Origin of the sequence: Dyadobacter sp. 22481 (assembly GCF_052044875.1) — a bacterium.
In the GTDB taxonomy this organism is placed as follows: Bacteria; Bacteroidota; Bacteroidia; order Cytophagales; family Spirosomataceae; genus Dyadobacter; species Dyadobacter endophyticus.
Genome location: NZ_JBQENV010000001.1, coordinates 866,275 through 890,138 on the forward strand (window position 1 = coordinate 866,275; position 23,864 = coordinate 890,138).

Below are 23,864 nucleotides of genomic sequence, written 5' to 3' on the forward strand. Positions count from 1 at the left end.
GGTGAAAAAGGCCTTTTCCATTCTCATGTGCGCTTTGCTGCTCTACAATATCATGGGCTTTCCGCTCGTGTATTGGATAGGGGAGTATTTTGCGGATGGACAGCGTGGCGAAGTTTCGTCGGGATCTGTCGCGCCAGGGGATTTCCTGATCCTGAAAATCCCCATCATGGTCCCCTACCAGACTGACTGGCAGGTTGCCGAACAAGCCGAAGGGCGTTTGCGGCGTGGGGATGATTTTTATCAGATTGTAGAACAACAGCTGCTGAACGACACCCTGTATGTGAAATGCAAGCTGGATCTTTCGGCCAAAGACCGTTACCTCGACCTCGTTTCGCATGTAGACAAGCACGTGAAAGGCGGCGTCACCGACGGCAAAGGCAAAACGCCGCATTTGCTCAAAAACTTCTTAAAGGATTATCTCACGTTCAACAGGAAGCATTGGTTTTTTGTGATTGACTGGATCCCGACAGCGACCAGCTTCAAAGGAATCGTCCTGAACTTCCCTTCCCTATGCCTGCGCGTCGCGTCACCGCCGCCGAGGCCATTTTTTTGAAATACCACCATACATGAGAAACCCTTTACCGCCGTTCGCCGTGTCGGTAAGCGGGGTGCGTGTATGCGTTGTTTTATCAAAAATAAGGCTAACACATAGAATATGAGGCAAAAAATTATACTTTTTACCGTCCTGCTGACAGGCGCGCTGGCAATAAGCCTGTGCACGAAGCCAACCTCGGAGGACAAGATGCTGAGCTTGTTGCAGGAGTCGAAGCAAAGGGCATTTAACTACCAGAACAATTTCAGTCCGGACGCCCAGCTGCTTTACCTCGATTCGCTCCTCAAAGCCATACCGCCAGGTGAAGTGGCGCAGCAATTCAGGGTAAAGCACTTTAAGGCCAATATACTGCTGCAACTGGGCAGGCCCGACGATGCGATCGCTATCCTCAGACAGCTGGAACGGAATCCGGGCCCGTTCATGGCTTTGCCCGGCGTCATGCGGAAGGTAACCGACGACATGGCTGTGGCATATCTGCGCTTTGGTGAGCAGATCAACTGTATCAATAACCATTCTGTGGATGCGTGCATCCTCCCGATCAGGAATGGGGGTGTGCACAGCAATACCAAAGGGTCGAAAGGGACAGTTGATATTTATAAAAGAATGCTCTCCGAAAAACCGGATGACTACGAAGCATTGTGGCTGCTTAACATTGCGTATATGACCTTGGGTCAATACCCGGCACGCGTGCCCAAAACGATGCTGATCCCCTCGATGGATGCCGACGACCCCGTAGCTGTAAAGCCATTCGAGGACATCGCGCCGGATTTGAAACTGGATGTCAAAAACATGGCTGGTGGGGTGATTACCGAGGATTTTGATAACGATGGTTTCCTGGATATGGCGATGTCGGGCTGGGACCTTAGCGAGCCGATGCATTATTTCAAAAACAATGGCGATGGGACCTTCACGGATAAGTCGGAGCATTCGCGGCTGAGCAAGTTCACCGGGGGATTGCACATGACGCAGACCGACTATAACAACGATGGCTTTAAGGACATTTTCGTTTTGCGCGGCGCGTGGCTGGGCAGTCCGTATGGCGACCAGCCGAATTCGTTGCTTCGGAACAATGGCGACGGCACATTCACCGACGTCACGATCGACGCTGGACTGCTTTCCCACCACCCGACGCAGACGGCTACCTGGAACGATTTCAACAACGACGGCTGGCTCGACGTGTTTATTGGCAACGAAACTACCATCGGCGCCAATTACCACCCGTGCGAACTGTATCTGAACAACAAAAACGGCACATTCACGGAAGTGGCCAAGCAGACGAAAACGGATGTGGCTGCATTTGTAAAGGGCGTAACCTCGGGCGATTACGACAACGACGGCTGGAACGACCTCTTTATTTCCACACTCAGCGGTCGCCGTTTTCTGCTTCGGAACAAAGGGGCCGCCAACGGCGGGATCAGTTTTGAAGATGTTACTCAGGCTGCCACGCTCGACCAGGATCAGAACCGCAGCTTCGCGACCTGGTTTTGGGATTATGACAACGACGGCTGGCAGGACATTCTCTGTGGTGATTACACGATGGATTATGCATTGAGCTACTACGCGGCTGCCGAGCGGCTGGGTAACTCGCCGAAATTCCACGGCCAGCCGGTACTTTACCATAACAACCACGACGGTACATTCACGAACGTCACCAAAGCAATGGGACTCGATAAAACCGGCTTCGCAATGGGCGGTAATTTCGGGGATATTGATAATGATGGTTACCTCGATATTTTCATTGGAACGGGTAATCCGAGCTACAAGTCGCTGATTCCTAATAAAATGTTTAAAAATATCGGGGGAAAAGGTTTTGCGGATGTGACTACCTCCGCGAAAGTCGGCAGCCTGCAAAAGGGGCACTCGGTAGCATTTGCGGACATGGACAATGATGGCGACCAGGACATTTACATCGAAATGGGTGGCGCATACATTGGCGATGCATACCAGAACTCATTTTTCATGAACCCGGGCCAAAGCGCCAATAACTGGATTTCCGTCAACCTGGAAGGGGTAGCGGCCAACAAGGCGGCCGTCGGTTCCCGGATTAAGCTGACCTTCACTGAAAATGGTCAAAAGCGGAGCGTCTACCGTGTCGTGTCTTCCGGAGGTAGTTTCGGTTCTCAACCATTCAAGCGGGAGATCGGGCTGGGGCAGGCTCGGACGATCGATGAGGTCGAAATCCGCTGGAACGGCAGCGGAAAGGTGCAGAAGCTGCAAAATATCGCAGCGAATCAGTTCATTAAAATCCGAGAAGGAGCTGCCGCACCGGAGAAGGTATTAATCAAAAAACTGACTTTCAAACATTCGGAAAAGCACGAAGCACCGGTTTGCTTGCCGGTAGCGAAAGCGTCGATCTGATCATTTTTTTCAAAACTCCGCGGAACGAGGCTGCCTGGTCTGTTCCGCGGGGTTTGTTTTGTCAGGTGGACAATTATTATGTTTTATATCATTAAATTGTAAACCCCATCCGCTTTACCAGGTAGTAGCCATACATTTTTTTAACGCTTTACGTTTGCCGCCCGTGAACCATCCATACAGCAGCTATTCCGAACAGGCCCTGATGACGCTGATATGCGAGCAGGACGAGGAGTTGGCGTTCAGGGAGTTGTACCGCAGGCATGTGCGCCTGCTCGTGCATACGGCCATCCGAAAAACGGGCGTCAAGGCCATCGCCGAGGACCTGGTGCAGGAAACTTTCGTGAAGTTCTGGTTGGGTCGTCACCGGTTCGACATTCAAAAAAATATCCAGGCTTACCTCAATGGCACGCTTCGCCATTGCATTATCAACTACTACCATCAGGAGCAGCGCCAACAGGTTTTTACGCTTGAAAATGACGACTTTCTGCCCGACAATGTCACAGCCGAGAATCTGGATTTCAATACCCTCAATGAATTCTACGAGCAGTCGCTGCTCAAATTGCCCGAAAAATGCCGGGAGGTTTTCACGCTCAGCCGCAAGGGGTACAGCCTCAAAGAAATAGCTGCGCAGCTGGAAATTTCGGAGAAAACGGTAGAGGCGCACATCAGCAAAGCGCTGAAAATCCTGCGCGTGGAGATGAAAGATTATATCGCGCTGGCGCTCCTATTGCTGCCTCTCATTTGACGCATCCAATTTTTTGAAAAAAAATTACTATTGGAGTAAGGGTTGTACCTGCTTTTCCGGGACTGTACTGTTAGATGATTAATAAGTGTAAAAATTACACCTAATGAGAAAGCCCCCGTTATCTCCTGAAACCCTTAGAAAGTATCTAGCCAACGAATGCACGGACGAAGAGCGTCGTCTGGTGAATGAATGGTACCAGCATTTGGACCTCGCAGCCGATGAGCCATTTGCCGATGCCGACGAAGACCGGTTGTATCGCCGCATCAAATCGTACCTCTCGGAGTTGCGCAAAAGCGACGAGCAAGCGAGGCCGGTAGTCAGCCTGTGGAGCTACATTGGCCGCATTGCCGCCGTGCTCCTGATTGGCCTCGGTTTGCTTTATTTTTTGTACCAAAGACCAGCGGATGTCGCACAAATTGCCAGGCCAGATGGCGATTGGGTGACATTCACCAATAAAAAGCCGAAGATCGTACCGCATATGCTGCCCGACAGCACGGTTATCTGGCTACATCCGGGCGCTCAGGTTTCACGTGCGCATCCATTTGTGAACCGACATGTGACATTTTCCGGTGAAGGTTTTTTCGATGTAAAACCCGATGCTTCGCGGCCTTTCGTGATCCATACGGGCGATTTGGAGACGAAAGTACTGGGCACAAGCTTCAACGTGCGGGCCATTCCGGGCGAAGGAACATTCAAGGTATCCGTTGCGACGGGCCGCGTGGAAGTAAGCGATGTTAAAAAGAAAGAGAAGGTGGTATTGAAACCGGAACAGGAAGTGGTTTTTGAACCCGAAAACAAACGCCTGGAAGTGCTGGCCGTGCAGGAAAAGGCTTCGGACAAGGAGTTATGGCAATCGGCGTCCCTGGTATTCAACGACACCCCGATGAACGAAGTCGCCCAGCGCTTAATGCAAACCTTTCACGTAAAAATCGGCTTTGCGGATGATGGTCTGGCCGACTGCCGATTGAAAGTAGATTTTACCGACCAGCGCCTGCCCGAAATTCTCGAAATGATCGATACGCTGCTTGGAAGCACCTATCGTATCGACGGCGAAAGTATTACGCTGAAAGGTCAGGGGTGCAAGTAATTGTATTTCGGTGTGTTGCGTGCACAATCTCACGGGGTTTTGCACGAGAGATGTTAAGGTGCAGCGCACCATAATATTTGCAGGGTTTTCGGTAGGACATATTCTCTAGAATTGAATCAATTAATTTAAAATCAACCCATCATGAAAACATAGCTACCCATCATCCAGCATTTTTAGCCATAAAAAAATCAGGAGTGGTTACGACACCCCTGATAACGACGGGCTAAAATATCCCGGAACGTGCGGTTCACAGGCTCGCCCGAAGGCAGGCTTGGCAGGATAACTATTGTCTGAATTTTAACCCAGTCAAATGTAAAATTATGAAAAAACCTTTTCATCCATGGCATAGATTGCTACTCCATATCATGCGCCTGACTTTTTATCAGTTACTGTTGATCAGCCTGTTCTCGGTAGTGGCCGTGGCGAGTCACTCGCCGGCCCAGGAACTGCTGAACCGCGATGTGACCCTGGACCTCAGGAATGTCACGCTGAACGAGGCCCTTACCCGCCTCGAACAGGGCACGAAAGTGAAATTTGCGTACAGCAGCGGTTTGGTCAACCTCCAAAAGACCGTCAGCGTCGATGCCCGGCAGGAAAAGCTTTTTGCGGTACTCGACCGGCTGCTCCTGCCGCTGGACATCAACTACCGTGTGCGAAACAACCAGATATTACTTTCCCGCGCACCTAAAAAAACAAGCGAAATTCCGGCTGCGGCATCCGCCGAAAGCCTGGCCGCGACAGCCGACCGGACGGTAAAGGGTACCGTCACCTCGCCCGAAACCAACGAGCCGCTACCTGGCGTGAGCATTATCCTGAAAGGTACTCAGCGCGGCACGACCACCGATGTCTCGGGTAAATTTCAGCTCGATGTGCCGGACGAAAATGCGACGCTGATCTTCTCATTTGTGGGTTACCTTTCGCAGGAAGTGATCGTTGGCAACCGTACCGACCTCGCCATCGCATTGCAGCTCGATACGAAGGCGCTGGACGAGATTGTGGTTGTTGGGTATGGTACGCAAAAGAAGTCGACATTGACAGGCTCCATCGCGTCTGTGAAGGGCAGCGAGATTTCTGAAAACCCGGTCCCTAATATTTCCAACTCCATTGCCGGCCGCGTGGCGGGTGTGAGCATGCGGCCCAACGGTGGCCAGCCCGGTTCCGATTCGCCTGAAATACACATCCGGGGCATTGGTACCACGGGAAATAACAAGCCGCTTGTGGTAGTGGACGGAGTGATCCGCGATAATATCAACCAGATCGATCCCAGTTCCATTGAGACTGTCACCGTGTTGAAAGATGCCGCGGCTGTTGCACCATACGGTTTGGGCGGCGCAAACGGGGTATTATTGATTACCACCAAAAAGGGTGCTACCGGTGCTCCGACACTGTCGTTCAGCACCTATTATGGTACTCAGACACCGACCTATTATCCCAAAATGCTGAGCGCGCAGGATTATATGCGGCTTAAAAATGAGGCTTATTTAAATGAAAACCCAACCGGAACCCAGCTGCCATTCGCGACAGACCTGATCGAGAACTATGCGAACCTGAACCGTGAGGACCCGGACAAATACCCCATCAGCAACACAAAAGACCTGGTAAACATGAATGCACCGATGCAGAATTACACTTTGCAGCTCAGCGGTGGTTCCGACCGGATCAAGTACCAGACGGGTCTCGGCTTCCTGAAACAAAACGGGATGTTCGATCCGGTGAAGTACATGCGTTACAGCTACAATATGAACCTGACTGCCGAAGCGACGAAAACCACAACGGTTTCACTTTCGGTGATCGGTTCTGTGGAGCGGGTATCCTCGGTAGACACTGCAGTATCGGCGGGTAATTTGTTCCGTAATGGCTTCAAATACGTGCCGATACGCTCGCTTTATTACAGCAATGGTTTATGGGGAGAATTTGCAGGAAACTCGCCCGTAGGTATTCTGAAAGCGGGTTATACTAAAAATTCGAACACTACCTTGCTGACAACGATCGCTATCGAGCAAAAACTGCCGTTCATCAAAGGGTTGAGTATTAAAGGTACATTCAGCTATGACCCCAGCCAGCGAACCAAGAAGGGCTACCACAAGCCATTCTATTATTATACCCAGGATCTGACGACCACTCCCTACACCTACAAACGCGAGATTTCGACCGCGGAAGGGGGCGCGGCGGCATTCTCCTGGCTGGCGCAACAGTTTATCAAAACCCAGACATTTACCTACCAGGGTTATCTCAATTACCATAATACATTCGGAAAGCACGACTTCACCGGTCTGCTTGTGGCCGAAGCCCGGAACAACACCTATGAGCTGTTTTCGGCCCGCCGCAACAACTTTGCCGTGGATGTGGACGAGCTGAATATGGGTAGTTCCAACAAAAACGACTTCGATAATGGTGGAACTTCCTCGACCGGCAGCCAGATCGGTTACGTGTACCGTGTGGGTTATGCTTATGCTGGCAAGTATTTGCTTGAAGCTTCGGGGCGTTACGACGGCCACTACTACTTCGCGCCGGGCAAGCGCTGGGGCTATTTCCCAGCATTCTCGGCGGGCTGGGTTATTTCGGAGGAGAATTTCATTAAAAACGGCTTCAACTGGATCGATAACCTGAAAGTGCGCGGCTCGTGGGGTAAGTCGGGGAATTTGGCGGGTACGGCGTTCCAATACCTGACCGGCTATAACCTGAACGGCAACGCCTACGCATTCGGCCCGGGGTCGATGGTGCAGGGTGCCGTAGTGCCGAACGAAGCCAATAAAAACATTACCTGGGAGATTTCTACCAAAACCGATATTGGTCTCGAAGCATCGTTATGGCGTGGTTTGTTAACGATCGAGGCGGATTACTTCCATGAAAAACGCACCGGAATGCTCCTTCCGCCCGCGGTGAGTGTGCCGGTCGAATACGGGCTGGCATTAGCTGATGAAAATGGCGGGACCATGGAAAACAACGGCATTGAACTGAGCCTCGGTACCAACTACCGCTTTCAGAACGACCTCAGGCTGGGCGTCAATGGCAATGTAAGTTATGCCAAAAACAAAATGATCAAGGTCTTCGAAACCGCCGCGACGCGCAACAACCCGAACCGCAGCCGTACCGGAAGGGCATTGGGAACGCAGTTTGGCTATAAAACAGACGGTATCTTCTCTACCGAGGACGATAAGAACGACGATGGCCTGATCAACACCGCCGATGGCTATAATGTCACCCAATTCGGTGCGTTACGCCCCGGCGATATTCGATATGTGGACGTTAGCGGCCCGCAGGGCGTTCCGGATGGCAAGATCGATTCGAATGATGAAGTAGTGATTGGCAAGCCCGTTTATCCGCTGCTCACCTACGGATTAAATGCTACTGCCGACTGGAAAGGCTTCGACCTGAACCTGTTCTTCCAGGGCTCGTCACTCGCCAGCCTGGACATCCGTCAGTTTCAGACCATTCCATTCAATAATAACAATAGTAATTCGAGCTACGAATATTACGACAACCGCTGGACGCCCCAGACGCAGGATGCCCGCTACCCGCGCGCTACCCAGGCACCTTACGCGAACAACACCCAGCTTTCGAATTTCTGGATGACGAGCACGGCACATTTGCGCCTCAAAAATGCGATCATCGGCTACACGCTGCCAAAAAGCCTCACACGCGCCATCGGCATCCAGAACGTACGCGTGTATGCGTCGGGTCAAAACCTGCTTACGTTCAGTAAGTTGAAGTTCATGGACCCCGAAGTAGGCTATACCGACCGCGAAACCGCTTATCCGAACCAGAAAGTGTATGTGTTTGGGCTTAATGTGACATTCTGATTAGTAGTGACGGTACCGCAAAAACATTCAAACCAATGAAAAAAATAAAATATACCATTTCGCTCGCGTTGCTGGCTATGGGTCTTTGCACGACGTCCTGCAACGAGGATTTTCTCGAAAATGATATCAAAAGCCGCCTGACCGAGGATATGCAATGGTCGTCCGAAGGCAATGCCGACCTGGTACTGAACGACATTTACGCTGTTCTATCCAACAAATGGAACTCGCCGGATAACCTCGACAATTTCACCGACGACAACGACGCGGGTTTCTACTGGAAGTCGTATTCGTGGCGGCAGGGCATCGTGGACCCGGCCGTGAATAACGGGACACCGATGGACCACGCAAATGGCAATGCCACAGACTACGCTTCGTGGGCGGCTGGTTTCCTCAAAATCCGCAAATGCAACCTGTTTATCCAGAAAGTGACCGAAAACTCGGCCAATTTCTCGGAGGCCTACCGCAAAAAGCGCATCGACGAGGTGCGGTTTATGCGGGCCTATTATTACAGCGAGCTGTTTATGCACCTTGGCGGCCTGCCGATCATCACGGAAGTTCTGGACCGCAATACGATGGGAGAGGAGGAGCTTTACCGTCCCCGCGCTACATTCGAGGAGACATTTAACTTTATTACCAAAGAGTTGGGTGAGATTGTCGCCAACAAAGCGCTTCCCGTCAAATATAACAATGGCGATGCGGATGCGGGTCGCGCGACGCTCGGTGCGGCACTGGCGCTCAAAGGGTGGCTGGAACTTTACGCTGCCAGCCCCGCATTCAATGCGGCCACTCCGGCAGCCGGTGCGGACCCCAACAAGCTTGTAGGCTTCGGTAATTTCGATGCCAAACGCTGGGCTACGGCCGCGGCCACGAACAAGCAGTTTATGGATACTTACGGTGGTACTTATGCCTTGTTCCCGGATATTAATGCATTCTGGTGGGAGAAGAACGAGTACAACCCGGAGGTGATCTGGGACCGGCAGGTGGTGTCGGTAATCATGGGTTCCAACTACGAGCAGTACGGTGGCCCGGTGTGGATCGATGGCGTGTATTACACCTGGGGCAATTACTGCCCGACGCAGGAACTCGTGGATCAGTTCGCGATGGCCAATGGCAAACCCATTTCCGACCCGACTTCCGGTTATGATCCGCAAAAACCCTACGTAAACCGCGAAAAGCGTTTCTATGACTTCATCGTTTACGACGGCGCGCCTTACAAACAGGATTGGATGGCCAAAACCGACACCATCTACACCCGCATTGACAAGGTAAGGCCTTCTAAAAACCAGATCGATTTCGGTACCGACGACGTGGGAAATACGGGTTATTATTTCAAAAAGAAAATCAACCCGTTGAAGCCACGCGGGGGCGCAGCTAGTGGGCAGAACTACGTGTATTACCGTTATGCGGAAGTGTTGCTGAACTATGCCGAGGCCCAGAATGAGTCGGTTGGCCCGGATGCATCGGTATATTCGGCCGTTAATGCGATCCGCAAGCGCTCAAACCTGCCGGAATTGCCAGCCGGCCTGACCAAAGAGACAATGCGCCAGGCGATCCGTCGCGAGCGCCGGGTGGAGCTATGTTTCGAAGCCAAGAGGTTCTACGACATCGTCCGCTGGGTGATTGCCGAAGACGTTATGAACAAAGATTTTCACGGGATGAAGATCACCAACACCTCACCGGCCGATAACAAAGGTAAATGGGTGTACGAAGTCGTCGGGCTGAACCACCCCCATGTTTTTACCAAAAAAATGTACATGAACCCGGTGCCGCAACCGGTTGTGGATCAGAACAAAAAGATCGTCCAGAACCCCGGTTACTGAACCGGCCCAGCAACCCCGGCGGCTTCCAGGCGCCGGGGTTTTTTATTGTCTGCATGATTTTACAAATACCGTATAATCGGTGATCTGGGCAAAAGCATTAGAGAATCGGGCCCAACTGCCTTTTAGCAGGGTCCGGTCTCCGGACATGATTTCATTGTAGTTTGAGTAAAGAGAGGGGCGGCATGTTCCTCTTTTTCTTTTCAACTTAATATTTCCGTTGCTTCCGGTGTTGAACTACCTGCTTGGCGATCTTGCCAAACTGCCGTTCTACCCGCTTACGTTCGACGGAGTCTGTCTGGTAATGTGCCTGTTCCCGGCTGATTTTAAGATAACTCTCATAAACCTCACGCGGAAGCTCGCCATCGCGCACCGCGGCCGCTACCGCACAGCCGGGCTCGTGCCGGTGCGTGCAATCGTGGAACCTGCATGCTGCCGAAAGGGCCGCCAGCAGCGGATGGTAATTCATGCCCTGGTCGTCGGATCCGAGCGTCACACCAAATTCACGCATACCCGGCGAGTCGATCAGCATCGCGCCGGACGGCAGTCTCACCAGGTTCCGCGAAACTGTCGTGTGCTTGCCTTTGTGGTTGAAATCACTCACCGCGCCCTCTTCCTGCAAGCGGTAACCCAGCAATGCATTCACCAGCGTACTTTTGCCCACGCCCGAGGAACCGATGAGCACGTACGTTTTACCGGTCAGCAAATGTTCGGCTGCCCATTCTTGCAATCCTTCATGGCCCGTCGCGCTCAGCAGCAGCACCGGGCATTCGTATCCTAATGCGATCACTTCCCGCCGGTAACTTTCCGGGTCGGCGACGAGATCCTGCTTGTTCAGAAGCACTACGGGTTGAATGTCGCATTGCATGATCTGCACAATGTAGCGCTGCAACCGCATCGGGTTAAAATCACGGTCGAGGCCCTGCACGATGAACGCCGTGTCGATATTGGTCGCAATCACCTGTTTTTCTGTTGTCCTGCCAGGCATTTTGCGGCTCAGTTCGTTGATCCGCGGTAGCACGGAAACGATAATGCCCTCATTGTCATAAGCTTTCAATGCGACCCAATCGCCCACCTTGGGCAAGTCCCAATTGTCGGCACCGTTCATCAATGCGCCGGAAAGCATGGCGTCGGCTGTGCCATTGGCGGTGATGAGCTTGTGGCGGAAACCTTCGATGGCGGTAATGCGTCCCGGTTCGAGTCCTTGGGCCTGGTAAGTAAGGAAATGTTGTTCAAAATGGGTGTTCCACCCGTATGAAGTTAAAGATGTCATTGAGTAAAGTCTGAGCTATGGGCAGCACATCACCTGTCCGCGCGCATAGCGTGAGGAAATATTGATCAAAGCAGGGGATTGTCGCGGGTCCCGAAAAGAAGTTAATTCAGAAGACCGGCGTCAGGCTGCAATGTCAGCAGATGGGCGATATGTAGTTTCAGACCTTGACATATTGGCAACAAAGGTAGGGAATAATTTACATATCAGCCCCGCCGGGGCCGAAATGGCGGAGGAGCGTAGATACAATAAAGAGAGTGAGGCCGGTAATAATAACCTGGCGTTCATCCTTCCTTGCCGGTTGTTCATCGGTTTGCGTGTTATCTCGTTTCATCTGAAATTTTTATAGCAAGTCCTATTGCATTTAATCAGTTACAAATATATATTAAAGAAAATTAAATATAAAGATAGCCATGAAACGACTTTGGTTAATTTCGATCATGTGGTTGGCGCTCGCCGGATGTAGCGGGCCGAAGGAAGAGGACGCTTCGGTAGCTAACTTGATAGAGGTCGCACCGCAATCTCCGGATCAAAGCAAAGCGATTGAATCGGTTGCGGAAGAAGCACCGACGGAGGAAGTAGAAGGAGCCGCAAGCGGAGTTGTTGCCGACAAAAAATTCATTAAGACCGGTCGCATTGAATTTGAAACCGACGATGCGGAGGCCACGCGTAAGACGATTATGGCGTCCGTGAAGGCCAATAGTGCTTATGTGAGCCGGGACGACGAAAATCGTAGCGTTGATGCCGTCAGCTTTACGATCGTTGTGCACGTACCGGCTGCCCGTTTCGAAACGTTTCTTGCTTCGGCGACAAGGGGGATCACCGACTTCCGGGAAAAATCCATATCCATTGAGGATGTGACGGCCCAATACGTCGATACGGAATCGAGGCTGAAAACGAAAAAAGACATAGAAAACCGCTACCGCGCATTACTCACCAAGGCGAATACGGTGAAGGATATTTTGGAAATCGAAAGGGAGCTGGGCGAGATCCGGACAGATATTGAAGCGACCGAGGCGCTGTTCCGGCAACTGCAAGGTGACATCAAATATTCGACCTTGCATATCGTCTTCTTCAAGCCTATCGACACATCGAACCCGTTTCTCAAAGAGCTGGCCGATGCATTCAAACAAGGCGTAGGGAATCTCCGGTCTTTCGCCGTGGTGCTGGTGGCGATCTGGCCGTTTGTGTTGCTCACTGCCGGAGTCGTGGTGATGTTGAACTGGGTAAGAAAAAAGAGGAAAAATGAGGCAAAAAAGGAAAAGGCCAGGCTATCTTCGGAGTAACCGCAATGCAACGTTTTGGGAGGCATGATTGTCTCCCAAAACAAAACTTGCTTTCCGCCTTATGAAACGATTGCTCCACACCGCATTACTGCTTTGGCTTGCACTTTCTACCGGTTGCAAAGACCGGGATGAATTGAACGTCATGAACGACCAGGGCCTGGGACTTTACTGGCATCACGAAGCCGACGGCGAGAGAGGCAGGCACCTGCTCATGAGTTTTATAAACGAGAAACCTTCTACCGATAAATTTGACTATAAGTTCGACTTTGAGGTTCAGGGGCGGGTGATTGATGTCCGTCTGGTTGAAAAGATCCCTAGAGGGAAATGTCCGGTGTTCCCTAGTCCGAGCGGCGATCAATGCCATTCGTGGGGAAATATTTACATTCCCGAAAGCGCGCTTTCCGACGGTACTTACCAGTTTAGACTTCAAACAGGCAAGGCGATAGTGACTTCTGAATTGGTAGTCGGGCGCAACCAGTATGAGATGAAAGTCCCCGTTAATCCTTACTTCACGAACAACATACCATTTGTTTATGCAATCCCGAAAAACATCGTTTTCGGATCAATATCCTATTTTGGCTTAGCTGACGGCCTGCTTGCCAATGCGTTGATCGACGATTTGACGAATGCGGGACTTAAACCGGCGAATGTCCCCGTCCATCCGTATCAATATCTAAGGGAAGACCAACTGACGCATTTGTCGAAGTCGTTTTCCGAACCCGACAGTTACAGGATCAACCTCGTTTTCAGTTGGGACGGTGATTTTGAAAAGGTCGCCGAAATTTGTAAAAAGCATTTTGAATTATCGAAAAAGCGGCTTGGAATCGGTTTATGGCACAGCAATTTCATGGAGCAGATTAATGGCGAGCAATACGGTACATTCAGTGTGTATTTGCGCTAAAAATTGCCCGCAAACCGCTTGCCTGTTTTCAAATCCTTCAACCGCACGGATCGCACGGTACCAATGCCGGCAAACATGATATCCAGCCCGTAAATGTGCCTTAATGCCTTCTTATAAGTGTTTTTGTAAACCACCCGGTCATTGATCAGCAATGTGGCCCGGCGATTTACGACTTTCATCGCGATGGTACCTCCTGCGGTGAGGTCGGCGCCGAGGAAGTTGGGGCCTTCGGAGCGGCCGTCTCTATGCAGTTCCGAAAATTGCAATTTACTCCAATGCACGCAGCCAGGTTTCATGATATCGACCATATGACTGGACGAATCCCCATACACGGTTAGCCGCACCTGCGAGCAGCGCACGCCCGGTCGCGGGGGGGAGGCTTTCACGTCCACCAGGAGTTCGAAGTTGTCGCCGTCGATACCGGTAAGGTGGGTGTTGATAAAATTGACAAAGAATGTCCGGTTGGTATCGACGCCAGCTCGGGCTATTTCTCTGGCGCTGATGCTGTTGTAGCCCTTCACGAAAAGGTTTGGCGCTTCGATGGGGTATACGCGCGTGGTGTCGTACATCATGTTTGCGGTGGCAGTCCACCCACTTGTGTGCAAGAAAACGGGTACGGTATCCAGTGCGATGCCGGCCTTTTTTAACACGGCAAAATAGCGCCCGGGTACTTCGTAGTAATGCGAATAAACGCTGTCCTTTGCATTCAGCTGCGTTTTGTCGGCATCACCGTATTCGATTGTATATTCATTTGTAAGCCGGGAAACACTGCCGAAATTCCTCAACACAAAAACCGCCGAATGCGGATTATCGCCCTCCGGATTTTTACAAAACAAGGTTATTGCCGCTTCTTTGTCTTGCCAAAACAAAAACCCGAGCAAAGCTCCAACGGCGATCAGAATCAACGCAAAAATAGCCGGCAGTATCTTATGCGCCTTGGATTTCCCCGCGTGTAGCCGTGGCAATGGCTGGTCAACCGGCGGAAGGATTACAGGCTGAGTGTCGGGCCGTTGTGGCAGCCGCATGGGTTGCTGCGTCGACTGTGCATGGATGAGCTTATCCCAATCCGGAAACCCCACGTATTGGGCCAGGGCATCGCGCGTGGCCCTCTGAGGATAGTACCGCGCATCCGTTTTTATTTTCCCGAAAATCCTTTTCAAAGTGTTCGGGCTGATCTGTACCTGCGTCTTTTTATACAGGATATGGCTAAGCCTGATGAAATCGCTGTTCGTCCATTCCTGGCTGTCGGGCTTGCCGTAGGTGTCGGCCACAAGTTGACAACAGTGATCGAGGAGGTCTAATGTGCTCGCCTTGTCTTGTCCATTCTCCATAATACTCATACAATAAACTTCTGTATGTCAGCTTTTTAGGTTGTCCATAATTTTGGATAGCGAACTGGCTAAGCGCATTCTAAAATCTTCGTATTGTCCAATTTTATATTTACTCACTCAAATTTTTGATCTGTTCCGTTCGGAGCTCCGGGCGGCATGAAAACCTAAATATTGGAAAAAAATATGCGACAAAAAATTCTACTTGGCTGCGCCGTGTTGTTTGCTTCCATGGGACCGCTGATCGCCCAGGTGCGGCAGCTTACCGGCAAAGTGACCGACGAGGGCGCGAAAGACCTGCCCGGCGTGAGCATCGTCATTAAGGGTACCCAACGCGGGACGGTTACGGATGCGAATGGCGGCTATGCGCTCGCGCTGCCCGACGACGAACCCGTTACGCTTACATTCTCTTTTGTAGGCTACCAAAGCCAGGACATTGCACCCGGCAACCAGACAAAGCTGGATGTAACCCTCAAACAAAGCGATAATGCCCTTTCGGAAGTAGTAGTGGTAGGCTACGGCACCCAAAAAAAGAAAGACCTCACCGGCGCTATTTCGTCGATCGGTGCACGTGATGTGGGCGGTCGGCAGACATTGCAGGTGTCGGATGCCTTGCAGGGCAGCGTAGCGGGCGTTTCAGTAACCCGAAGCAGCGGTGCGCCCGGCTCGGGTTCAAGCATCCTCATTCGCGGTATTACCACGATCGGCACCAACAGTCCGCTGGTGATCGTCGACGGCGTGCCGGTGGCCAGCATCGATAACGTGAACCCCGGAGATGTAGAGAACATTACGGTGCTGAAAGACGCGGCTTCGGCCGCCATTTACGGCTCGCGCGGCGCGGCCGGCGTCATTCTGGTCACCACCAAACGTGCGAAAAGCGGGCAGGGGAGCCTGGAATATACCTACGAATACGGCGTGCAGCGCGCTACGGCCACACCTGAATATGTGGGCGTACAGGACTATATGCGGTATTTCAACGAGCAGGCCGTCAACGATGGTGCCACTGCCGGGCCGTTCGCCGATGCTTACGTCGCTTCCTACCTCGACAGCAACCGCGTAAATCCCGATCGTTTCCCGAACACCGATTGGCAAAAAGCCATCCTTACGCGGAAAAGCGCCCCAAGGCAGCGCCATGACCTGGTTTTCACCATGGGGACGGGTAAAATCAAAACCAAGGCGTCGCTCGGCTACGCGAATTCCGGTGCGTTCTATGATAACCGTTCGTACGACCGGTACCTCTTCCGTGTGAATAATGATATGCAGGTGAACGACAAGATCAGTGTTAACCTGGATGTTTTTTACAAAAGGACAACGAACAAAGGCAATGGTAACGAGCTTCCCAACAGTGCTTATAATCCCATTTACGAAGCACGGATAATGCCGCCTATTTATGATGATGTATATGAAAACGGCAAGCTGGCAGTAGGTAAGGACGGCCGCAACCCGCTCGCACAGCTCCGCGAGGGTGGGTTTACACGGCAGCTATATAACCAGTTGGGAGGCCGGATGCAGTTTAACTTCAAACCAGTTAATGGCCTCACGCTCACCGCATTGGTAGCCCCAGTGTTCGATTTTGATAAAACCAAATACTTCTCGAAGCAAATCCGTTTCACGAATCCCGACGGTACGGTGGGCACGGTGGTGAACCAGGCAAGGACGGTGTTGAACGAAGGCCGGTCGGAAGGGGTGACGATCAACGGACAGATACTGGTGAATTATGCGAGGGAGTTCAATGCAATGCATTCGATTGATATTCTGGCGGGTTTTGAGGAAAACTACCGCTCGCAGGAATCGTTGGGGGCGTCGCGCAGCGGGTTTGCATTGACGGGCTTTCCTTACCTCAATTCGGGCTCTACGGAACTGCGCGATAACAGCGGCAGCGCGAACGAATCTGGCCTGCATTCGTTTTTTGGCCGCTTGCAGTACAATTTCAAAAGCAAATATTTCATTCAGGGAAATTTGCGTTCGGATCTTTCGTCACGGTTTGCATCCCAATACCGGAAGGCCGTTTACCCTTCCGTCTCTGCCGGGTGGACAATTTCCGAGGAGCAATTTCTTAAAAGCACGCGCTGGCTCTCGTTCCTGAAGTTGCGTGGCTCGTGGGGTAAAGCAGGTAATGAGAGGCTGCTCGATAAGGATGGCAACCCGGCCTATTATCCCTACATGGCCACCATCGACTTCTCCAACGCATTATTTTATCAAAATGGAGGTGTAGTGCCCCTCACCGGCGGTGCGCAACAGGTGTACGCGGTTGAAAATATCAGCTGGGAAACGAGCCGGACAGCCGATATCGGCCTCGACGCTGCGTTCCTGAACGACCGGCTGACCTTGGGAGCGGATTATTACAAAAAGACGACCACAAACATCCTCCTGCCGCTCGATATCCCGCTTTACCTCGGTTACGACAAACCCAACCAGAACGCCGGAACCCTGAACGTGAAAGGTTGGGAGCTGGAACTTGGCTGGCGTGACCGCATCAACAAGCTCAATTACTCCGTTTCGGCGAATTTATCCGATGCCAAATCGACGGTAGGGGATTTGAAGGGCACCGAATTCCGTGGCGATCAGATCGTCCGCAACGGCAGCCAGTATAACGAATGGTTTGGGTATGTTTCAAATGGGCTATTCCAAACGGTGGACGAAATCAAAGGGGCGCCGGTGCTCAATGTGACTACCAGGCCCGGGGATGTACGCTACATGGACGTAAACAAAGACGGCAAAATCACAACCGACGATAAAGTGCTGCTGGGTGGCGCATTGCCGCGTTACCTGTACGGAGGAAATCTGCGGGCCGATTATGAGGGTTTTGATGTGGGTTTGACATTCCAGGGCGTTGCCAAAAAGCTCTCACGCCTGAGCTCGGAGGTGACTCAGCCATTCTCGGAAGCATTTGGCAATATGCCTGCCGAAATGGTAGGTAAGTTCTGGAGTAATACTAATACACCCGATCAGAACCTGAAAGCGACCTATCCAAGGCTTTCGCGGACGTCCAATGCGGCCAACTATGCACTTTCGGACTACTGGCTGATGAGCGGCACCTATTTTCGCGTGAAAAACCTCACATTGGGCTACACCCTGAAACAGGATGTGCTGAAAAAGACCGGCGTGCAGTCGGTGAGGCTCTACCTTTCGGCCAACGACGTATTCTCGCTCAGCAAGTTTCCCAGGTACCTCGACCCTGAATCGGGCAGCTATTCGTACCCGATCGTCGCGACCTTCATGGCCGGTGCCACTATCCGGTTTTAGCAACCTTTTTTGACTAATAAATCATGAAAAAGACCCTATTTTTGCTGATCCTCACCGGGGCTACCAGCTGCCATACCCTCGATCTCAATCCACTCTCGGAGGCATCTACCGGCACATTCTATTCCAACCAGACCGAGCTTGAACTCGCCGTAAACGACTTGTGCCGGCTTGCATTCTGGGGTAACGACAACGAGCTTTTCAGTGACAACGAATGGCACCGCGGGCAACTGACCAATGCCGTGATCGGCGGCACCATGAATGCCGACGACGCAGCCGTGCAGACGTTTTGGCTCAATTCTTACAAAGCCATCGCCCGCGTCAACTCATTTCTTGCAAACAAAGACCGTGCCGCGTCCAGTACCCCTGCTGCGGTAATGCTGCGGCTGGAAGCGGAAATGCGGCTGATACGCGCCTACCAGTACTCACGGCTGGTCACGCATTTCGGCGATGTCCCGTTGCTGACCGACCCGGTGGCTTTGGAGGAGTCCTATGACATTGCCCGCAAAAACCAGACGGAAGTCCTGCAATTTGTCTTCGACGAGCTCGATTTCGCGGCCGCTAACTTGCCGGTTGCCTACGGCACTTCGGAGACAAAACGGCTGACGAAAGGTGCTGCGCTGGCGATCAAGGCACGCACAGCATTGTACACCGGCAAATGGCAGGCCGCTCGTGACGCTTCCAAAGCGGTGATTGACCTGGGTGCTTATGCGCTGCACACGAGCTATTCACAGTTATTTTTGAAGGCCGGGGAAACCAGTAAGGAGCTTATTATCAGCATTCCCCGCGATGAAAAGCAGCAGGTTTTCAACGGCGCTGGTTATGTGCAGGACAATATCCCACGTAATGCCGGCGGCTTTGGCGCCCAGCTGCCCACGCGTGACATGATGGACGCCTACGAATGCACGGACGGGAAGCCGATCGATGAATCGGCATTGTATGACCCCCGGTCCCCATTCAAGAACCGCGATCCGAGACTCACGGCGACCATCGTCGAGTTTAACACCCAGTGGTTGGGCTACAATTACATGCCGCACCCAGACTCCCTAACAGTGTTCAGTTCGAAGGAAAACCGCCGTGTCCCCAACAAAGACACCCGCGCCGTGGCCGCATTCGCGAGCTTTACAGGCCTGCTTTGGAAAAAAGGCATCGACCAGACATGGCCAGACCGGCTTGTGGAGGACAACGACGCCATTATCATCCGCTATGCCGAAATGCTCCTGACGTACGCAGAGGCCAAAATTGAGCTTGGAGAAATCGACGGAAGCGTTTTGAACGCTGTTAACCAGGTCAGGGCCAGGGCATATGGGGTGAGTGCGGAAAATTCCGGCGCCTACCCAGCTATTACCATGACCAATGCGGCAGCACTACGCAAAGTACTGCGCCGCGAGCGCCGCGTGGAATTCCCGCGCGAAGGGTTGCGGTATATGGACCTGATTCGCTGGAAATTGGCCGAAAAGGCGTTGTCGACGCCAGTCATTGGCCTGCCTGACCCTGGGGCTCAGAACCGCGCCAAATGGCCTTTCCCTGGCGTGACACCGCTCGACGACGATGGCCTGGCCGACTATTCCGGTTTCGGCACGGATGTAAAAGTGCTTTCCCAGCGAAATTTCGACAAATCCCGGCAATACCTCTGGCCGATCCCGGCGGTGGAGCGGCGAGTAAACGCGAACATCACCCAGAATGCGGGATATTAATTCTAAATTTTACAATTGATTTTCAAACCAATGAGTTTTTCGATGAAAAGAAATCGTGTGTGGGTGTTTGTGGCTGGTTCCCTGATGTGTATGGCCCAGCCGGTAATTGCGCAAACCCCGAAACAGCCTTCGTACAGCGGTATTTACCCGCATTTGGCGATGTACAATAACGAAGGTGAATGCGGTACAGGGGCGATTGTGCCCTGGGCCGGGAAATTGTGGGCGATTACTTACGGCCCGCACCTGCCGTTTGGCTCTTCCGACAAGCTGTACGAAATCGGGGCCGACCTCAAACAGACGGTCCGCCCCGAAAGCATCGGTGGTACGCCCGCCAACCGGATGATCCACCGCGAAAGCAACCAGCTATTTATAGGTCCTTATGCGATCGACAGCAAGGGAGCGGTACGCACGATTCCGTATAAAATTATGCCGGGCATCGCTATGCCGGGCATCGCAATGCCCGGCCGCCATACCGGCAATGCCCGCCACCTCACAGACCCTGCCGGAAAGATTCTTTACGGTACGATGGAAGAAGGTTTTTATGAGGTAGATGTGAAAATGCTTACCCCCAAAATGCTTTATGAGGACGGCAATATCGACCGCAACAAGGAGACCAACAAGGCTACCTACCAAACGAAAGGCCTGCTCCCGGGTACGCACGGGAAAGGTTTTTACTCTGGCCAGGGAGTGGCTGTTTATTCCAACAACGGCGAGCCGGGCCGGAAGGCTGAAATCCAGTTTGACATCGAATCCGGGTCGTTATCGGAATGGGACGGAAAAAACTGGAAGGTGGTTCGCCGCAACCAGTTTGTGGAAGTAACCGGGCCGGGAGGCATTTACGGCAATGCCAACCCGGCAACCGACCCGATCTGGGCCACGGGCTGGGACCACAAATCGGTGTTACTTGGCGTGCGCGATCATGGGAAATGGACTTTTTATCGCCTCCCCAAGGCCAGTCACGCCTACGACGGTGCTCACGGCTGGAATACCGAATGGCCGCGTATACGGGATGTTGGTACGGCACAACAAGCCGATTACCTGATGACGATGCACGGCATGTTCTGGAAGTTTCCGGGGCAGTTCAATTCGCGAAACAGTGCCGGCATCCGTCCGCGTTCGGCCTATTTGAAAGTAATCGGCGATTTTACCCGCTGGAACGAGCGGCTCGTTTTCGGCTGCGACGACTCGGCCCAGCGCGAGTTTCTGAACAAGCGCAAGGCCAAGGGTGGGATAGAGGGTCCCGGTCAATCCAATTCCAATCTTTGGTTTACACCCATTAACCTGCCCGACCAGCTGGGACCTAATTCCGCAGAGGGTTCGGTCTGGTTGAACGAAGCCGTTAAAGCAGGCGAAAGCTCCGAGCCGTTCCTGTTCGCGGGCTGGGCGCATCGCTCAGTGTGGATACGCAACGACGGAGACAGCGAAACGGGTTTTGTATTTGAAGTGGATAAAAAGGGGAATGGGGAATGGTCGGTGCTGAAAACCGTGAAAGTCGGTGCGCACGCGGCTTCAAATATAGCATTTACCGCTGCCGAATCGGGCGAATGGGTGCGCGTGCGGCCACAAAAGACTACGCGAGCAACGGTTCATTTTACCTATACTTCCGACGACAGGCGCGTGAGTACTCCGAATACGGTTTTCAAAGGGCTTAGTAATGCCAGTGCGGTTGCAAGCCATGGCGGATTACTCTATGGTTTGGGTGAAAACCGGCGGGTACTGGGCATTGCCGCGATGGATTTCAGCAGCGCCAGGCCTGGGGAGGCAGGCTACTACGAGCTCGACGCCAATATGAAGCTCAATCGCCGGGAGGATCCTGAAATGCATGCATTTATTAAAACAAAATTTGCTATTCCTAAACAGGTGGTGACCGTGGACGCCTCATCGGTGCTCGTGGTGGACGACAAAGGCCGTCGCTGGCGGCTTCCGCTGGGTAATGCGGCATTCACCGGCCTCACTAACCAGGCCTCGCTGCGCATTTGCCGCGAAGTGGCCACCGAGCGTGATCTTTTCAACTGCCATGGCACCTTTTATGAATTGCCCGCAGAAAATGCGGATGGCTATGCTAAAATCCGACCGGTTTCGTCGCATAACCTGCGCATTCATGACTATGCTTCCTACCGCGGCTTGTTGGTCATGACGGGCATCGATCCGAAAGCAATGCAGCACAGCGAGCACATTATCGTTTCGGAGGACAAAAAGGCGGCGGTATGGGCCGGTGCCATTGATGATCTCTGGAAACTGGGTAAGCCAACCGGCCACGGCGGTCCGTGGAAAGCCACGTCTGTAAATGCAAATGAAAGCTCAGATCCTTACCTGATTGGTTTTTATGATAAAAAGGATTTGAAACTTTCGCATGACGCTAAAGAGGCCGTGACATTTACGCTCGAAGCCGATCCGGTTGGAAACGGTCCATGGATGGCGTATAAAACGTTCACAGTAAAACCGGGGGAAACCGTTTCATTTGCATTTCCGCAAAATTTCTCGGCACGCTGGGTACGGTTTAAGGCAGACAAACCGTGCAAGGCAACAACCCTGCTCGATTACAAATAAGCCATATTCCCAGAAACCCTCGAACTGACCTACGCGCAGTTCGAGGGTTTTTTAGGCTGATGCAAAATGTGATGTAGGTCACATATGGCTGAGCGTTTTCTCTGCTTAATTTGTGTAGCGGGTTTCACTTACCGCCCGCGGTCTGGATTTATGTGGAATCAAACCAATGTTTCCCGCACGCTGGGAATTGAATATCCGATACTGCAAGGCCCTTTTGGAGGTAATCTGTCGTCTATAAAACTCGTTTCGACGGTTTCCAACCTCGGCGGAATGGGCGGGTACGGCGCCTACATGCTCACGCCCGACGAAATCGTCACACTGGATAAAGAGCTGAAACAAGCCACCAATAAACCCTATAACATCAATCTCTGGGTAGCCGACAGCGATTTCCCCGACGGAGAAATCTCAGATGAACAATTTGAAAAAGCTGCTGCGTTGGTAAAACCGTTTTTTGAAGAACTTGGTGCGCCGTTGCCCGCGAAGCCCAAAGCCTACCCGTCGCGGTTTGAAAACCAGGTAGAAGCATTGCTGACCACCAAACCGCCCGTTTTCAGCTTTATTTTCGGGCTGCCTTCGCAAACCATCCTGGAAGAATTTCATAAAAAAGGCATTAAACTCATCGGTAATGCGACCACGCTCGACGAAGCCATTGCACTGGACAATGCCGGTATCGATGTCATCATTGCTTCCGGTTTCGAAGCCGGCGGGCACCGGCCGTCATTCCTGGAATCGCCGGAAGCTTCGCTGACCGGTACGTTTGTACTCGTGCAGCAAATTCGTGAAAAGGTGAAAACGCCGGTTGTAGCTGCCGGCGGTATTGCCGACGCCCGTGGCCTGGCAGCCGCATTGACGCTCGGGGCGGAGGGTGTGCAAATCGGTACCGCCTTCCTGGCGACCGAAGAATCCGGCGCATCGGCGTATCACCGCAATCTCCTGCATTCCGACGCCGCGCTCTACACCACTTTAACGAAAGTTTCAACAGGTCGTTTGGGCCGGGGCATCCGCAGCCGTTACACCGAAACATTGGCCGGCCATAACGATGAACTACTGCCGTTTCCATTGCAAAATCAGTTTATCGTGCCGCTCCGCAAAGCTGCCACCGAAAAGCAGCAATATGACCTGATCATGTTCTGGAGTGGACAGATCGCGCCGGTATTAAAGCATACCAGCGCGAAAAAGCTCTTTGAGACGATCGTTGAAGAGGTGCCCGGGTATTTGAAATAAAC

General features: G+C 52.3%; 14 protein-coding genes. 12 read left to right on the forward strand and 2 right to left on the reverse strand.

All coding sequences use genetic code 11. The features are described 5' to 3' along the window. Position 1 precedes the first annotated feature (1 nt). The 6 genes from ACTJJJ_RS03150 to ACTJJJ_RS03175 all read left to right on the forward strand — a co-directional run bounded on the left by ACTJJJ_RS03150 (position 2) and on the right by ACTJJJ_RS03175 (position 10,366). Positions 2-553: a hypothetical protein gene (locus ACTJJJ_RS03150; protein ID WP_188930746.1), complete on the forward strand. Its 552-nt coding sequence runs from the start codon at positions 2-4 to the stop codon at positions 551-553. A gap of 102 nt (positions 554-655) precedes the next feature. Further along, positions 656-2,911 (forward strand): FG-GAP-like repeat-containing protein, encoded by a 2,256-nt coding sequence (locus ACTJJJ_RS03155; protein WP_440701423.1) that lies wholly within the window; start codon positions 656-658, stop codon positions 2,909-2,911. 163 nt (positions 2,912-3,074) lie between these two features. Next, a complete protein-coding gene (locus tag ACTJJJ_RS03160; protein ID WP_188930743.1) occupies positions 3,075-3,656 on the forward strand; it encodes an RNA polymerase sigma factor in 582 nt (193 codons plus the stop codon). 103 nt (positions 3,657-3,759) lie between these two features. Next, positions 3,760-4,743: a FecR family protein gene (locus ACTJJJ_RS03165; RefSeq protein WP_188930741.1), complete on the forward strand. Its 984-nt coding sequence runs from the start codon at positions 3,760-3,762 to the stop codon at positions 4,741-4,743. A 320-nt stretch (positions 4,744-5,063) separates the two neighbouring features. Beyond that, entirely contained in the window at positions 5,064-8,546 is a 3,483-nt protein-coding gene (locus tag ACTJJJ_RS03170; protein WP_229221659.1) for a TonB-dependent receptor, read from the forward strand. A 35-nt stretch (positions 8,547-8,581) separates the two neighbouring features. Then, a complete protein-coding gene (locus ACTJJJ_RS03175) occupies positions 8,582-10,366 on the forward strand; it encodes a RagB/SusD family nutrient uptake outer membrane protein (RefSeq protein ID WP_188930739.1) in 1,785 nt (594 codons plus the stop codon). A gap of 205 nt (positions 10,367-10,571) precedes the next feature. Here ACTJJJ_RS03175 and rsgA read toward each other — a convergent pair whose 3' ends face one another. After that, a complete protein-coding gene (gene rsgA / locus ACTJJJ_RS03180) occupies positions 10,572-11,636 on the reverse strand; it encodes a ribosome small subunit-dependent GTPase A (RefSeq protein ID WP_188930737.1) in 1,065 nt (354 codons plus the stop codon). 410 nt (positions 11,637-12,046) lie between these two features. Here rsgA and ACTJJJ_RS03185 point away from each other — a divergent pair, with 410 nt between their 5' ends. Both ACTJJJ_RS03185 and ACTJJJ_RS03190 read left to right on the forward strand, forming a co-directional pair. Next, positions 12,047-12,919, forward strand: a complete 873-nt coding sequence (locus ACTJJJ_RS03185; RefSeq protein WP_440701424.1) for a DUF4349 domain-containing protein — start codon at positions 12,047-12,049, stop codon at positions 12,917-12,919. Positions 12,920-12,980: 61 nt separating this feature from the next. Beyond that, positions 12,981-13,820, forward strand: coding sequence for a hypothetical protein (locus tag ACTJJJ_RS03190; RefSeq protein WP_188930729.1), 840 nt, complete (start codon positions 12,981-12,983; stop codon positions 13,818-13,820). On the opposite strand, the gene ACTJJJ_RS03195 is transcribed toward ACTJJJ_RS03190, so the two are convergent. Then, positions 13,817-15,160: a hypothetical protein gene (locus ACTJJJ_RS03195; RefSeq protein WP_440701425.1), complete on the reverse strand. Its 1,344-nt coding sequence runs from the start codon at positions 15,158-15,160 to the stop codon at positions 13,817-13,819. The two genes, ACTJJJ_RS03190 and ACTJJJ_RS03195, sit on opposite strands and share 4 nt — an antisense overlap. A gap of 174 nt (positions 15,161-15,334) precedes the next feature. On the opposite strand from ACTJJJ_RS03195, the gene ACTJJJ_RS03200 reads away from it, so the two are divergent. The 4 genes from ACTJJJ_RS03200 to ACTJJJ_RS03215 all read left to right on the forward strand — a co-directional run bounded on the left by ACTJJJ_RS03200 (position 15,335) and on the right by ACTJJJ_RS03215 (position 23,862). Continuing rightward, complete coding sequence (locus ACTJJJ_RS03200) at positions 15,335-18,394, forward strand: SusC/RagA family TonB-linked outer membrane protein (RefSeq protein ID WP_229221655.1); 3,060 nt, start codon at positions 15,335-15,337, stop codon at positions 18,392-18,394. 23 nt (positions 18,395-18,417) lie between these two features. After that, on the forward strand, positions 18,418-20,088 hold the full coding sequence (locus ACTJJJ_RS03205) for a RagB/SusD family nutrient uptake outer membrane protein (protein WP_188930727.1): 1,671 nt from the start codon (positions 18,418-18,420) through the stop codon (positions 20,086-20,088). A gap of 42 nt (positions 20,089-20,130) precedes the next feature. After that, a complete protein-coding gene (locus ACTJJJ_RS03210) occupies positions 20,131-22,638 on the forward strand; it encodes a hypothetical protein (RefSeq protein WP_188930725.1) in 2,508 nt (835 codons plus the stop codon). A gap of 150 nt (positions 22,639-22,788) precedes the next feature. After that, entirely contained in the window at positions 22,789-23,862 is a 1,074-nt protein-coding gene (locus ACTJJJ_RS03215; RefSeq protein WP_188930723.1) for an NAD(P)H-dependent flavin oxidoreductase, read from the forward strand. Positions 23,863-23,864 lie beyond the last annotated feature (2 nt).

Excerpts from the sequence above, each read along its gene's own strand:
- ACTJJJ_RS03205 (WP_188930727.1), top strand. The coding sequence starts at position 18,418 with ATGAAAAAGACCCTATTTTTGCTGATCCTCACCGGGGCTACCAGCTGC.
- ACTJJJ_RS03190 (WP_188930729.1), top strand. The coding sequence starts at position 12,981 with ATGAAACGATTGCTCCACACCGCATTACTGCTTTGGCTTGCACTTTCT.
- ACTJJJ_RS03185 (WP_440701424.1), top strand. The coding sequence starts at position 12,047 with ATGAAACGACTTTGGTTAATTTCGATCATGTGGTTGGCGCTCGCCGGA.
- ACTJJJ_RS03170 (WP_229221659.1), top strand. The coding sequence starts at position 5,064 with ATGAAAAAACCTTTTCATCCATGGCATAGATTGCTACTCCATATCATG.
- ACTJJJ_RS03175 (WP_188930739.1), top strand. The coding sequence starts at position 8,582 with ATGAAAAAAATAAAATATACCATTTCGCTCGCGTTGCTGGCTATGGGT.
- ACTJJJ_RS03195 (WP_440701425.1), bottom strand. The coding sequence starts at position 15,160 with ATGAGTATTATGGAGAATGGACAAGACAAGGCGAGCACATTAGACCTC.
- ACTJJJ_RS03155 (WP_440701423.1), top strand. The coding sequence starts at position 656 with ATGAGGCAAAAAATTATACTTTTTACCGTCCTGCTGACAGGCGCGCTG.
- rsgA (WP_188930737.1), bottom strand. The coding sequence starts at position 11,636 with ATGACATCTTTAACTTCATACGGGTGGAACACCCATTTTGAACAACAT.
- ACTJJJ_RS03200 (WP_229221655.1), top strand. The coding sequence starts at position 15,335 with ATGCGACAAAAAATTCTACTTGGCTGCGCCGTGTTGTTTGCTTCCATG.
- ACTJJJ_RS03215 (WP_188930723.1), top strand. The coding sequence starts at position 22,789 with ATGTGGAATCAAACCAATGTTTCCCGCACGCTGGGAATTGAATATCCG.
- ACTJJJ_RS03210 (WP_188930725.1), top strand. The coding sequence starts at position 20,131 with ATGAAAAGAAATCGTGTGTGGGTGTTTGTGGCTGGTTCCCTGATGTGT.
- ACTJJJ_RS03165 (WP_188930741.1), top strand. The coding sequence starts at position 3,760 with ATGAGAAAGCCCCCGTTATCTCCTGAAACCCTTAGAAAGTATCTAGCC.